The organism is Nonomuraea sp. NPDC050383, assembly GCF_044459125.1.
GTDB lineage: Bacteria > Actinomycetota > Actinomycetes > Streptosporangiales > Streptosporangiaceae > Nonomuraea.
In genome coordinates, this window is the sequence record NZ_JBITIP010000016.1 from 21606 (window position 1) to 34233 (window position 12628).

The 12628-nt window shown below is 72.2% G+C and carries 14 protein-coding genes; 9 read left to right on the plus strand and 5 right to left on the minus strand.

What is annotated here, in order from left to right; all coding sequences use genetic code 11:
* Nucleotides 1-74 precede the first annotated feature (74 nt).
* Nucleotides 75-695, plus strand: a complete 621-nt coding sequence (locus tag ACIBG4_RS32055) for a TetR/AcrR family transcriptional regulator (RefSeq protein ID WP_397204989.1) — start codon at nucleotides 75-77, stop codon at nucleotides 693-695.
* A 2-nt stretch (nucleotides 696-697) separates the two neighbouring features.
* Entirely contained in the window at nucleotides 698-958 is a 261-nt protein-coding gene (locus ACIBG4_RS32060) for a hypothetical protein (RefSeq protein WP_397204991.1), read from the plus strand.
* A gap of 8 nt (nucleotides 959-966) precedes the next feature.
* Here the strand turns inward: ACIBG4_RS32060 and ACIBG4_RS32065 are convergent, their stop codons facing one another.
* Both ACIBG4_RS32065 and ACIBG4_RS32070 read right to left on the minus strand, forming a co-directional pair.
* Nucleotides 967-2109, minus strand: a complete 1143-nt coding sequence (locus tag ACIBG4_RS32065; protein ID WP_397204993.1) for a serine hydrolase domain-containing protein — start codon at nucleotides 2107-2109, stop codon at nucleotides 967-969.
* Nucleotides 2110-2180: 71 nt separating this feature from the next.
* Entirely contained in the window at nucleotides 2181-2675 is a 495-nt protein-coding gene (locus tag ACIBG4_RS32070; RefSeq protein WP_397204995.1) for an FBP domain-containing protein, read from the minus strand.
* Nucleotides 2676-2746: 71 nt separating this feature from the next.
* Between ACIBG4_RS32070 and ACIBG4_RS32075 the strand changes: the two genes are divergently transcribed.
* The gene (locus ACIBG4_RS32075; RefSeq protein ID WP_397204997.1) at nucleotides 2747-3346 is read left to right on the plus strand and encodes a TetR/AcrR family transcriptional regulator; all 600 of its coding nucleotides are present in this window, start codon (nucleotides 2747-2749) and stop codon (nucleotides 3344-3346) included.
* Between the two features lie 15 nt (nucleotides 3347-3361).
* Here ACIBG4_RS32075 and ACIBG4_RS32080 read toward each other — a convergent pair whose 3' ends face one another.
* Nucleotides 3362-4084, minus strand: a complete 723-nt coding sequence (locus ACIBG4_RS32080; protein WP_397204999.1) for an SDR family oxidoreductase — start codon at nucleotides 4082-4084, stop codon at nucleotides 3362-3364.
* Between the two features lie 131 nt (nucleotides 4085-4215).
* Between ACIBG4_RS32080 and ACIBG4_RS32085 the strand changes: the two genes are divergently transcribed.
* The 3 genes from ACIBG4_RS32085 to ACIBG4_RS32095 all read left to right on the plus strand — a co-directional run bounded on the left by ACIBG4_RS32085 (nucleotide 4216) and on the right by ACIBG4_RS32095 (nucleotide 8222).
* Nucleotides 4216-5115, plus strand: coding sequence for a LysR family transcriptional regulator (locus tag ACIBG4_RS32085; protein ID WP_397205001.1), 900 nt, complete (start codon nucleotides 4216-4218; stop codon nucleotides 5113-5115).
* Nucleotides 5116-5277: 162 nt separating this feature from the next.
* A complete protein-coding gene (locus ACIBG4_RS32090) occupies nucleotides 5278-6234 on the plus strand; it encodes a cyclase family protein (RefSeq protein WP_397205003.1) in 957 nt (318 codons plus the stop codon).
* Between the two features lie 20 nt (nucleotides 6235-6254).
* Nucleotides 6255-8222 carry an NACHT domain-containing protein gene (locus ACIBG4_RS32095; RefSeq protein ID WP_397205005.1) on the plus strand — a complete coding sequence of 656 codons (1968 nt, stop codon included), beginning with the start codon at nucleotides 6255-6257 and terminating at the stop codon, nucleotides 8220-8222.
* A gap of 24 nt (nucleotides 8223-8246) precedes the next feature.
* Here the strand turns inward: ACIBG4_RS32095 and ACIBG4_RS32100 are convergent, their stop codons facing one another.
* Complete coding sequence (locus ACIBG4_RS32100) at nucleotides 8247-8612, minus strand: helix-turn-helix domain-containing protein (RefSeq protein ID WP_310711295.1); 366 nt, start codon at nucleotides 8610-8612, stop codon at nucleotides 8247-8249.
* 116 nt (nucleotides 8613-8728) lie between these two features.
* On the opposite strand from ACIBG4_RS32100, the gene ACIBG4_RS32105 reads away from it, so the two are divergent.
* Nucleotides 8729-9694, plus strand: a complete 966-nt coding sequence (locus ACIBG4_RS32105; protein WP_397205007.1) for an NADP-dependent oxidoreductase — start codon at nucleotides 8729-8731, stop codon at nucleotides 9692-9694.
* Between the two features lie 52 nt (nucleotides 9695-9746).
* On the opposite strand, the gene ACIBG4_RS32110 is transcribed toward ACIBG4_RS32105, so the two are convergent.
* Nucleotides 9747-10769 carry a hypothetical protein gene (locus ACIBG4_RS32110; protein ID WP_397205009.1) on the minus strand — a complete coding sequence of 341 codons (1023 nt, stop codon included), beginning with the start codon at nucleotides 10767-10769 and terminating at the stop codon, nucleotides 9747-9749.
* 120 nt (nucleotides 10770-10889) lie between these two features.
* Between ACIBG4_RS32110 and ACIBG4_RS32115 the strand changes: the two genes are divergently transcribed.
* On the plus strand, nucleotides 10890-12008 hold the full coding sequence (locus ACIBG4_RS32115) for a sensor histidine kinase (RefSeq protein ID WP_397205011.1): 1119 nt from the start codon (nucleotides 10890-10892) through the stop codon (nucleotides 12006-12008).
* Nucleotides 11948-12577, plus strand: a complete 630-nt coding sequence (locus ACIBG4_RS32120) for a response regulator transcription factor (RefSeq protein WP_310711291.1) — start codon at nucleotides 11948-11950, stop codon at nucleotides 12575-12577. The genes ACIBG4_RS32115 and ACIBG4_RS32120 overlap by 61 nt, the downstream gene beginning before the upstream one ends.
* Nucleotides 12578-12628 lie beyond the last annotated feature (51 nt).

A 12628-nucleotide genomic window follows, 5' to 3' on the forward strand; every position in this document is an offset into this window, starting at 1 on the left:
CGCCGGGCCCGGATGACGCGAGACGCGCACGCCACCTGCTCGACATGCTGACAATCTTCGTATAACTTGTCAGCATGTCAGATGCTGCCATCGCCAAGCGGGAGCAGATCGTGGCCGCCGCGCTCGGCGTCTTCGGCCGTTACGGCTACCGCCGGACGTCCATGGACCTGATCGCCCAGGCCGCGCGGATGTCCCGGCCTGCCGTGTACCAGCACTTCAAGGGCAAGGAAGAGGTGTTCCGGGCCGTCGGCCGGCGGATCGTCGACGATGTCGTCGAGGCGGCGGAGAAGGCCCGCCACTCCGACCGCGCCGTGGCGCAACGGCTCTACGACGTGCTGTCGGTCAAGCTCGACCTGTTCTCCGGGACGGTCGAGGCCGAGTTCCGGGCGGAGCTGTTCACCGAGGCCAGTGTGGTCGCCGAAGACGTGCTGCTGTCGTTCGAGGAGCGGTACGCCGAGGTCGTCCAGGGGGTGCTGACCGACTCGGCGGACGAGCTCGACCGGCTCGGCGAGGCGCTGTCCGCCCATGACGCGGCCCTCATCCTGCTCGACGCCCTCGCCGGGATCTCCCAGGCGCGACAGGAGCAGGACGTCCTGCGTGCCCGGCTGCGCCAGATGGTGGAGCTGACCGTCAGGGGCCTCACCCGCGACCCGACTCGGCGTGCCGGGCCGGCCACCCGAGAACCACAGGAGTGACCATGTTGCTGACGGCCGTCCTCAGCTTCTTCGCCGGCGTGTTCGGCGCGAACGCGACGCCGCATTTCGTCAAGGGCATCACGCTGGTCAACCTGGTGGCGGGCTGGGCGATGTGCGTCATCGCGGCCCTGCTCGCCCTCGGCGCCGACACGGCCGGGCACCCGGCCGCGGCCTTCACCGCCGCCGCTCTCGGAGTGCTGGTCATGGGCGTCTTCCATGCCACGGTCGGGGCCTTCGGCAAGCGTCCGCCCGCCACGGTCTGAGAGCCGGCTCAACCGCCGGTCAGGCACGTGCGCAGGGCCGCGATCAGGCGGCCGGCCCGGGCGTCGCCGTGGCCGATCATGCGGTTGGCGACGTACGCGAACCCCACCCCGAACGCGTCGTCACCGAAGGCGAACTGGCCGCCCGCTCCGTCGTTGCCGAAGCTGCGCTCCCCCAGCATCGGCCGGAACGCCGAGTCGAGGAGGAAGCCCGAGCCCCAGCGCGCCCCGGCGTCGAAGCCCAGCCATCCCTTGCCGGAGGAGACCTCACGGACCGCGTCCGTCACGCTGTCCGGCGTGAGCAGCCGCTCGTGACCCTCGACGCCGGTGGCGGCCGCCGCGTACAGCCCGGCGAGGCCGCTCGCCGACGCCGTGGCACCCGCTCCGGGCAGCTCCATGCCGAGCAGCGCCGGATCGTTCCAGCCGCGCGGCTCGTCGAGGCCGGGGAAGACCAGGGCGCCGTTCATCGTCACGATGCGGGTGAGCAGGTGTTCGGGTCCTGGCATGGGAGGCCGCCCTTCGGCCTCGGTGAGCCGGGCACGGCCGTCCATCTCCTCGGCGGGCAGGCCGATCCAGGCCCGTAGCCCCAGCGGCTCCCCCACGGCACGGCGGAAGTACGCGCCGGGGGTGAGCCCGGTGACGCGCCGGATGACCTCACCGATGAGGAAGCCGAAGACGTGGCCGTGGTACTCGTACGCCGTGCCCGGCTTCCACAGCGGCTCCTGCTCCTCGATGGCATGGACGACCGGCGCCCAGGCGGCGATCTCCTCGAAGCCGAGCACCCGGTCGAGGGCGGGCAGCCCTGCCCGGTGCCCGAGGACCATGCGACAGGTGACGGCTTCCTTGCCGTGCCGCGCGAACTCGGGCCAGTACCTGCTCACCGGGGCGTCGAGATCCAGGCGTCCTTCCTGCGCGAGGAGGTGGGCGCAGACGCTGACGAGGCCCTTGGCGCAGGAGAAGACCGGGACGACCGTGTCCCGTGTCCACGGCCGGCCGGTTCGCCCGTCCGCGACTCCGCCCCACAGCTCCACGACCTTGCGTCCGCCGGCGAACACGGTGACGGCCGCGCCGAGCTCGTCGTAGTCGGCGAAGTTCCGGGCGAACGCGTCGGCGACCGCTCCGAACCGTTCGTCGGCCCACCCGTCGTGCTCCACGGTGATCTCCTTCTCTCGATGCGTCGTCGATGGGCGCGCCGCGGCGCCGGGCGCCGATGCGCGGTCCCCGTTCACGCCGTGACCTTGTCGAGGAACGCCGACAGCCTGGCCCTGGTGCGATCGACCTGCTCCTCCACCGTCAGGGACTCCTCCAGCCGGCCGCCCAGGTCCGGGGTCTTCCGGCCGCGCACGTACAGGGAGCAGGCGAGGTCGCTGCACACGTACACGCCGACCGAGTTGCTGTCCCGGCCCGCCTGGCCCGCTCTCCGGGCGGTCATCAGGGAGACGCCGCTGCCGGGGTGCGTGGTCAGACACAGGGAGCACATGCCGCGGTGGAGGTGACCGCGCTGCTTGGCGGCCAGGCGAAGCGCCACCCCGACGATGGCGCCGCCGCGCTCGGTGACGAGGTAGCCGCGGTCGGGCGCGCCGGAGTCACGCCACCCGAGGAAGTCAAGGTCGTCCCAGGGCTGCTCGGTCAGGCCCCGTGGGAGCGGCAGCCGCTTGGCCTCTCCCTTGGAGCAGTTGACGAACGAGGCGCGAATTTCCTGCTCACTGGCTGGCTTCATGGCGCGGAACGCTACAATGCCTAGGAGTATTATGCAACTACCTAATACTCCTAGGAAGCGTGGAGGTGGCGATGGCTCGTGCGGGACTGACAGCGGAGCGCGTGACGGAGGCGGCCGCGGACCTGGCGGACGCCGTCGGGTTCGAGAACATCACCGTCTCCGCGCTGGCGCGGCACTTCGGGGTCAAGGACGCGAGCCTGTACGCGCACCTCAGAAACCTGCAGGACCTGCGGGAACGAGTCGCGATGCTGGCCGCGGGCGAGCTGGCCGACCGCATCGCCGCGGCGGTCGCGGGCCGGTCCGGCAAGGAGGCCATGGTGGCGTTCGCCAACGCCTACCGGGACTACGCGCTCGCCCACCCCGGCCGTTACACGGCGACCCAGGCGGTCCGGGTGGACCCGGCCGTCCTCGCCCGCTCCACCGCCTACGTCCGCACCATCGAGCTGACCCATGCGATGCTGCGCGCGTACAAACTGGCCGAGCCCGACCTGACCGACGCGGGCCGGCTGATGCGCAGCGCCTTCCACGGTTACATCAGCCTGGAGGCCAACGGCGGATTCAGCCACTCCCGCGAGGTGCGGAGGTCCTGGGAGCGCGCCCTCGACGGCCTGCACATCATGCTGGAGAACTGGCCCGCTGATCCGTCGCGTCACGCGGCCGAGGAGGAGTGATCGAGGGCGGCGGCTTCAGACGAGCCGGCCGCCGCCGTCCACGTGCAGCACCGTGCCGGTGACGTAGGGGTTGCCCATCGCGAACAGCACGGCCTGCACCAGGTCTTCGGGCATGCCGACGCGCCGGGCCGGGTTCCGCTCGGCCACGCCCCGCAGGAACTCCTCCTTGTCCGCGCCGAGCCCGTCCCACGAGCCGGTGTCGACGATGCCGGGCGAGATCGCGTTCACGCGCACCGGCGCCACCTCCACCGCCAGGGCCTGGACCAGGAACGCCAGCGCGCCGTTGGTGGTGGCCATCACGGTCCGGGCCGGGGCGGGCCGCCAGGCCGCGACCCCGGAGAAGAAGGTGAACGAGCCGCCCTGCTCCACCTGGCCCGCCAGGTGCTTGGCCAGCAGCAGCGGGCCGATCACCTTCGCGTCGAACGCGCGCCGCACCGCGGCGAGGTCGAGGTCGGCCAGGGGGCCGTTGGCGGGCATGGCGGCGGTGGACACCAGGTGGTCGAAGCGGCCCGCCCGCGCGGCCAGGCCGGCGACCGAGTCCTCGTCGGAGAGGTCCACCGGCACCACGTCGGCCTTGCCGCCCAGCTCGCCGGCGGTCCACTCCAGCTTGCGCGGGTCCGGCCCGGCCAGGACGAGGTCCGCGCCGGCGGCGGAGGCGGTGCGGGCGAGCAGGCGGCCGGTGCGCGAGCCGGCGCCCACCACGATCAGGCGCTGCCCTTCGAGAGTCTGTGCAGGCATGGCTGAGCTCCTCATGTCATCGGGATGGGGCGGGCCGCCGCTGTGCTGCGTCGCGGCCCGTGGCCACAGCCTGTCCGACCTGGCCGGATAAGTCCAAGGCTTGGTTTCTATGGGGCCGATAACATCTGTTCATGGCAACCTTGCGGCAGCTCGAATACCTGGTCACGGTGGTCGAGACGGGTTCCTTCACCCAGGCGGCGGAGCTGCTGCACGTCACCCAGCCGGCGCTGTCCCATCAGATCCGCGCGCTGGAGACGTCACTGGGCGGCCCGCTCCTCGAACGACTCCCCCGGGCGGTCCGCCTCACCCCGCTGGGCAGGGCCGTGCTGCCCCATGCCCGCGCCGCACTCAACGACGCCCAGCGCCTCCACGCCGCCGCCCGCCGCGTGGCCGGGCTCGACGGCGGGGAGCTGGAGGTGGCCACCGTCTACTCCGTCAGCCTCGGCATCCTGCCCCCGGTGCTGCGCGCCTGGCGGCGCCGCCACCCGGAGGTGCGGATCCGGCTGCGCGAGTACCCGCACACCGTACGGCTCGAAGAGGCGATGATCGCGGGACAGGCCGACCTCGCCATCGGCCCTGCCCCGGCCCGGTGGGAGGGCCCGGTCCGGGACCTCGGCGTCGAGGAGTTCGTCGTCGTCCTGCCCCCCGACGACCCCCTCGCCGCCCATCCCGGGCCCGTCGCCCTGAGCGCCCTCGCCGACCGTGACTGGGTGCACTTCGCCCCCGGCAACGGGCTCGCCGAGCTCCTGGACCGGTCCTGCGCCGACGCCGGATTCCAGCCGCGCGTCGCCGTGCGGGCCGAGCAGACCTCCGCCGCGCCGCTGCTGGCAGCCGCCGGGCTGGGGCCCGCGCTCGTGCCGGCCTCGATCATCCCCTCCGGCTTCGACGGCGTCGCGCTCCGCGCCGACCCTCCGGTACGCCGCACCCTCACCGCCTACACCCGCACCCGCCCCGACCCGCTCACCACGGCCTTCGCCGAGCTGCTCGCGTTCGGCGCCGAGCCGGGCGGGCGGGCGGCTCGGTGGCCTTGACAAGGCTGCGACGTGCTCGGCCAGCCACCCGGTCCGTGGACGCAGCCGGCCCGTTGATCTAGTATCGTGCCGGCTCCAGCGGACCCTGGCAGGTCGAAGGAGAGGGCGGGACACCGTGCCCGCGGTGCCCCGAACCGCGCGACCGGAGGAGTCGATGCTGGGATGACGGCAGGGCGACCGATGCCCACGCAGGACGACGTGCTCGGGTACTTCGACACGCTGTCGAACTGGGGACGGTGGGGCGACGACGACGAGCTCGGCACTCTGAACCACATCACCGACGACGTCCGGCTGGCGGCGGCGCGCGCCGTGCGCCACGGCAGGAGCGTGTCGTGCGCGTGGGAGGTCGCCGTGCCGGAGGAGATGGAGCGGTCGACGACGACGTGCCCGTGCGCCGCCGACATGCCGGGTGCCGAGAACATGCCGCTGCCCGGATTCCGCAACGACCGGCACTGGGGCTATTCGTCCGAGCGGCTCGGCATCACGTTCCACGGCAACACCGTCACCCATGTCGACTCGCCGTGCCACATCTTCTGGGACGGCACGATGTACAACGGGCGGTCGCACTCGATGGTCGACGCCGCGACGGGATCGGCGTGGGCGGCCGTCACGGCGGCGGCGAACGGGATCATCACGCGTGGCGTCCTGCTGGACATCGCGAAGGTGCGCGATGTGCCGTGGTTGGAACCGGGGCAGGGTGTGCATCCCGACGATCTCGAGGAGGCCGAGCGTCGCCAGGGTGTGCGGGTGCGATCCGGCGATGCGGTACTCCTGCGGACCGGCTACGGCCGCGTCCGGCACGAGGCCGGTGCGGCCGGCGGTTTCACGCAGCCCGGGTGGCACGCGTCCTGCCTGCCGTGGCTGCATGAACGGCAGGTCGCGCTGATCGGCGCTGACACCCCCCAGGACGTTCAGCCGTCGGGGTACGAAGACATGGCGATGCCGGTCCACACCGTGGGCCTCGTCGCGATGGGTCTGTGGCTGCTCGACAACTGCGACCTGGAGGCGTGCGCGACGACGGCCGCCGAGCTCGGCCAGTGGGACTTCCACCTCGCGGTCGCGCCGGTCCGCCTCGCCGGTACGTCCGGCAGCCCGGTCAACCCGATCGCCACATTCTGACCGCCGCGCCTCTCCTAGTAGTGTCGGCTCGCGTGGCGCGCTCAAACTCGGACTTTCGTGGGTGGTACTGGTGGGCACTGGTCGCCACGTCCATCCTCGTGCCATTCCTGGCCATCGCTGTGGCCGTGCTCTTCGTCTCTCAGGGCCGTGAGTACGCCGACCAGTGGGCCAGCATTTTCAGCTTCGTCGTCACCGCCCTGGCCGCCTCGGCGGCGATGATCGGATGGTTACGACAGAGAGCCAAGCGCGGCGGCGACCTCGGTACGTTGGACGTGGCCGAGCCGGAGGCGGACGCCATGGCGGCTCATGCCGAACGGCTGGCCGTCAAGGTCGAGCAGGTATGGAAGTCGGAGGAGCTGCGGCAGCGCCTCCTGGACCCCGAGCCTCTGCCCGTCTCCTGGCGTACGGTCGGCCCGCCTGTCAGCGACCACTGGCGTGTCATCGGCGGCGATGACCTGCCCATCGACCTCGACGGCAGCCTCGACGACCTTTATCGCACCATTCACACCAAACTGCCGCGGACACGCTTGGTCGTGCTCGGTGAGCCCGGCTCCGGCAAAACCTCGCTGGTGATGCGCTTCGCCCTGGCCTGCCTGTCCGCCCGCGAGCAAGCCGGCCCCGTCCCCGTCATCCTGCGGCTCTCGACGTGGACGCCCTCCAGCCGGCCCATCGTCGGCTGGATCTACGCCCGTCTGGTGAAGGACTACGACTACGACCCCGCCGAGCCGCTGTCCCTGGACCGGCTCCTGCTCATCCTGGACGGCCTTGACGAGATGCCCGCCTCCGAACGGGAGCTGGCTCTCACCCAGATCAACGCTGCCTTCAGCGCCAGGCATCCCCTTGTCCTGACCAGCCGTACCGCGGAATACCTGGCCACTGTCGACTCCCAGCACGCGGATGTCCTGACGGCAGCGGCCGCCATCGAGATCAAGCCGCTCGACGTCGCCGCCATCCGTGACTACCTGACCATCACCACGAAACCAGCCCGGCTGCCAGGATGGTCCAACGTGTTCGCCGAACTGACCGCTGACCCGGAAGGCGAACTCGCCCGCGGCTTGTCGACTCCGCTGGCGCTGTCCCTGGCCCGCGTGGCCTACGCCGAACGGGCGGCGAATCCCGACCACTTGCTCACCTTCACGACCAGACGCGATCTCGAGGTCCATCTCCTCAGAGAGCTTGTGCCGGCCCTCTACTCCGACTCCGGCGGCCACCACGGGCGCAGCCGATCCGGCAGCCCGAGCCGCTCCAGCGCGTATGAGCAGCCCAGGCTCGCCTGGCACCCGGACGCCGCGCGTCACTGGCTGTCCTTCCTGGCCCGGCACTTCGGTCGGCGGGGCATCTCGTGGCCAGGGCTGATCGACCTCGTCCCCTCTTGGGTCTACGGCCTGATCCTCGGTCTCCTGTCAGGGTTGTGCGTCGGCACGGCCTTCGGCGTGGCGGCAGGCCCCGCCTGGGGCGCTCTCCTCGGAACGGCCATGGCCATGGCCACCTTCGTCCACGTCTTCGTCAAAGACTCTCAAGAGCCGCCCCCCTCGAGCCTGATGAGGTCGTGGATCGCGGCATCGGCCTTCTTCGCCTTCGTCCTCGCTCTTCTCACGATGGGCGCCGGCCTGCGAGCCGATCAGGGAGTGGTCATTGCGCTGGGGGCAGCGCTCTGGCTGCACGTGACGCTTTCCCGCGGCCTGATCGCCTTACAGGTGGGGCTGCTTGACATCGCCGTCGTGTACACGGCCGTCACCCGGCCGTCCATCTCCTCGGACGCGCTGACTCTGGCCTCCCTCGTGACCGTACTCGCCCTGTCCGCCCTGTCCGCCTCCCGGCTCCGCCTCTTCCTGGCCCGCGCCGTGCTCACCGCGTCCGGCCGGCTGCCCTGGCGAGTGGCCACGTTCATCGAAGACGGCCACCAGCGCGGCGTGCTCAGACAGGTCGGCGACCTGTACTACTTCCGTCACGATCTCCTACGACAACAGCTGATCCAGAAGGAATAGCCCCTCGCGCCAAGCGCGGCGTCCCTACGACAGGGCGGGGATCTCGTGCAGGTGCTGCTCCACCCAGGAGCGCAGCATCCCGAGCGGCACGGTCACGCTGCGGCCCAGCTCGGTCAGCGCGTACTCCACGTGCAGCGGCACGGCGGGGTACACGGTGCGGTCCACGAAGCCCGCCTCCTCCAGCCGCCGCAGCGTCTGGGTCAGCACCTTGGGGCTGACGCCCTGAAGCTGCCGTTGCAGCTCGCCGAAGCGCTGCGGCCCGTCCTCCAGGGCGCCGATCGCCAGCGTGGACCACTTGTTGGACAGCAGATCCAGCACGTCGCGGCAGGGGCAGAGCGCGGAGTAGACGTCGTGGCGGTCGTGCTCCCCGGTGGGGCATCTCAGGATCACGGCTGGGGCTCCTCTCGTACTACCCAACAGATAGTAATCCCCCTTGCGGGTTACTACCGCCCGACGGATAGCTTCCGGGATCGTCGCACCAAGCACAACAAGCGAGGAGAAGCAGCATGTCGACGCCCACCATGCGAGCGATCAGCCAGTCCGCGTTCGGCGGTCCCGAGGTGCTGGAGCCGGTCCGCGTCCCCCGCCCCGAACCGCTGCCCACCGAGGTGCTGGTACGGGTGCACGCCGCCGGGGTCAACCCGGTGGACTGGAAGACCCGCTCCGGCGGCGGCATGGCGGGGGTGCTCGGCCAGCCGCCGTTCGTCCTGGGCTGGGACGTCTCCGGGGTGGTCGAGGAGATCGGGTTCGGCGTGACCGTCTGGAAGCCGGGCGACGAGGTGTACGGGATGCCGTGGTTCCCGCGCGCGGCCGGCGCCTACGCCGAGTACATCACCGCCCCGGCCCGCCAGTTCGCCCGCAAGCCCGCGACGCTGGACCACCTGCACTCGGCCGCCGTACCGCTGGCTGCTCTGACCGCCTGGCAGGTCCTGACCGACACCGCCGGCGTCCAGGCGGGGCAGCGGGTGCTCGTCCACGCCGGCGCGGGCGGCGTCGGCCACCTGGCCGTGCAGTTCGCCCGTCACCTGGGCGCGCACGTCATCACGACCGCGAGCGCCGCCAAGCACGAGTGGCTGCGCAAGCTCGGCGCCGAGGAGACGATCGACTACACCACCACCCGCTTCGAGGACGCGGTGGCCGACGTGGACGTGGTCATCGACCTGGTGGGCGACGGGCACGACCACACCAGCACGCGGTCGCTGGGCGTGCTGCGCCCTGGCGGCCTGCTGGTGGCGGTCCCGTCGGGGATATCCCCCGAGCTGGTCGAGCGGGCCCGGGCTGCGGGTGTCCGCGCGACCCCGTTCCTGGTCGAGCCCGACGGGCCGGGGCTGGCCCACATCGCCGGCCTCATCGACCGGGGCGAGGCGGCGATCGAGGTGGAGGCCGTCCTCCCGCTCGAACAGGCCGCCGAGGCGCACCGGCGCGGCGAGGAGGGCCGCACCCGCGGCAAGCTCGTCCTGAGCGTCGCCTGACAGACGTGGGCCGGCCGTCGCACCTGACCGCACAGAGGTGGCCGACGCGTCGTCACGTTCGGCTGAGACTCCTACCGGTCGGAGGAGCGTGGCCGGCGGCCACCTCGGGTGTGACCTGCCGGCGCCGCCGGTGGTAGGAGACGGTGGCGGTGGCCAGCGCGGCGCCCCAGATCGGCCAGAAGCACTCCGGCAGCCAGGCGCCCCATTCCTCCAGGGCGAACCGGCCGGCGATCGTCCAGCGGAGATAGGTGAGCCCGGCGACGGTGATGATGACGGAGACGAACCCGGCCGGGACGACCGCGAGCAGCGGCGGCACCCGTCTGCCGCGGAGTCCGGGGATCCAGCGGGGGAAGATCTCGCCCCACCGCTGGGTGAGCCCGAGGGTGAGCACGCCGCCGAACGCGCCGAATGTCGCCAGATAGGCGCCCGCCAGCCACAGGCCGCCCTCGCCCTCGGCCAGGAACGCCGTGCTCACCCCGAGAGGAACGCCCAGCGCCCACGCCCACCGGGTGGCGCAGTACACCAGCGGCACCACGACCGCCACGTACACCGCGACACGCCCGCGCTGCGGGGTGAACCAGCTCCTGCGCCCCTGGTCACGTCCGTAGGCCGGCGCGGCGGCGGCCAGCAGCAGGCCGCCCAGCACGCACACGAGCTGGTTGAGCACCGGCCACGGCCAGGCGTCGGCGAAGGTCGCACCGCCCAGGTCCCACCCGAGGACGGGGGCGGCCAGCAGCAGCGGCGTGTAGGCGACGCCCATCATCAGCCGGGAGTCGGGAATCACCAGGATCAGGAGCGCGGCGACGGGCCAGGCCACGAACAACGGCGCACGGTGGCCGCTCCGGAGGGTCAGCGCCAGCGCCGTCACCGCGATGAGGAGACAGAAGGCGGCGATCCACCAGCCGAAGCCCGGTGTTGTGCCGGCCAGGATCGACAGCGCCCCGTCGGGGTCGGGATCGGTGGCGCCCCAGGGGAAGCCCGGCGTCCCCAGCGCCCACGCGGCGCCGAGCACACCGTAGGCCAGCGCCCACGACGCCGCCGCATACTGTCGCCAGGCAGAGGTGAAGGTCTTCATGTGATCAGCCTCATGGCGGGGCCCGTCGGTGGGCCAGATGCCGATCGGCACCCCTGGAGGCCGGAAGTGGTGCCGTTCGGCACTCGCGGGTGAACCGTCCGGTGCGCGTATCTTCATCGGGTGGACGTGACATGGGCCCTCGCCCTGATGTCGGAGGCGGTGCCCGTGCTGGTCGCCGTCGCGGTGGCCACGGCCGGGCTGTCGCGACCCCGGCTCAGGCCGCGTCTGGCCGCGCCGGCCCTCCTGGCCGCGAGCGTGTCCCTGGCCGTCACGGCGGCCCACGTCAGCGGCGCGACGCGGGCCCAGTCGGGCGCCGGCGCGCTGGGGATGGCCGAGAGCGTGGCGCTGATGGTGCTGGTCGGCCTGGTCGTCCGGTACGCCCCCCTCCGGCAGGCCGTGCTCTCCTCGTCGGCGGCGGGTCTGGCCGCGGCCGGCTGGCTGCTGCGCGTGTTCACGCCCGCCTCGCCGCTGGAGGCGGTGGGCGTGTGCGCGTTCTGGGGGCTGGGGGCGTTGGCGGCCGCCGCCGTGGGCGCCTACCTGCGCTCCCTCGACGTACGGCAGGAGCGGGCGGTGGCCGACACGCGCACCGCTCTGCGGCTGCGACTGGCCCGGGACCTGCACGACTTCGTCGCCCACGACATCAGCGAGATGGTGGCGCACGCCCAGGCGGGCGGCGTGGCGGGCGATCCGCTGCGGGCTCTCGAACGCATCGAGGCCGCGGGCCAGCGGGCCCTGTCGATGCTGGACCGCACGCTTGACATGCTGCACCACGACCGGCCCCTCGGCCCCGTCGGCGATCTGGGCGGCATCGCCGAGGCGGCCGAGCGGTTCTCCGCCGTCGGCCCCACGCGCGTCAGCCTGCGCATGGACCCGGCCGTGACGGTTCCGGTGGACACCGCGGCGCTGGCCTACCGGGTGGTGATCGAGGGGCTGACCAACGTCCGGCGGCATGCGCCGCGGGCCGGGCATGTCGACCTGCGCGTCGGCGCCTCGGCCGGGGTCCTGGAAATCAGGATGACCAACGACGGCGTCGCCCGCACGAGAAGCCGCCGGCGGGGCGGGTCCGGCCTGCCCGGCCTGGCCACGCTCGTGGCGGAGCAGGGCGGCGAGCTGGTGACGCGGGCGCTGCCGGACGGGTGGTCGCTGACGGCCCGCCTGCCGCTGGCACAATCGCCGGAGTGGTCACCCGAATCCTCATCGCCGACGACCAGGAAGGCATCCGCGCCGCCTTCCGCATGATCCTCGACGCCCAGCCGGACATGACCGTCGTCGCCGAGGCCGCCGACGGCCGCGCCGCGATCGACACCGCGAAGACGATCAAACCCGATGTGGTGCTCGCCGACATCCGCATGCCGCGCGCCGACGGCATCGAGGTGACCCGCGCCCTGGCCGGGACCGGCATCCACGTCGTGGTCGTCACCACGTTCGGGCTCGACGAGTACGTCCACGCCGCCCTGCACCACGGCGCCGCCGGGTTCATCCTGAAACGCTCCGGACCCACGCTGCTGATCGAGGCGATCCGGGCCGCCATGAACGGCGACGTGCTCATCAGCCCGCAACTCACCGTCCGGCTGCTGCGGCGGCGCGGCGTGCCGCAGGAGTCGCCACACGTCGTCCTCACCGAGCGAGAGGACCAGATCGTGGCCATGGTCGCGCACGGCAGGACCAACGCCGAGATCGCCGCGGAGCTCTTCCTCTCCCCGGGCACCGTGAAGAACCACATCGCCTCGATCCACGACAAGATCGGCGCCAGGAACCGGGTCGCCATCGCCGCGTGGGCCTGGGCCACCGGTAGAGCCGAGCCCTGAGCGTGCGGCGCACCGCCGGCGACGCCGGCCGCGTTCGAGACAGGCGTGCTG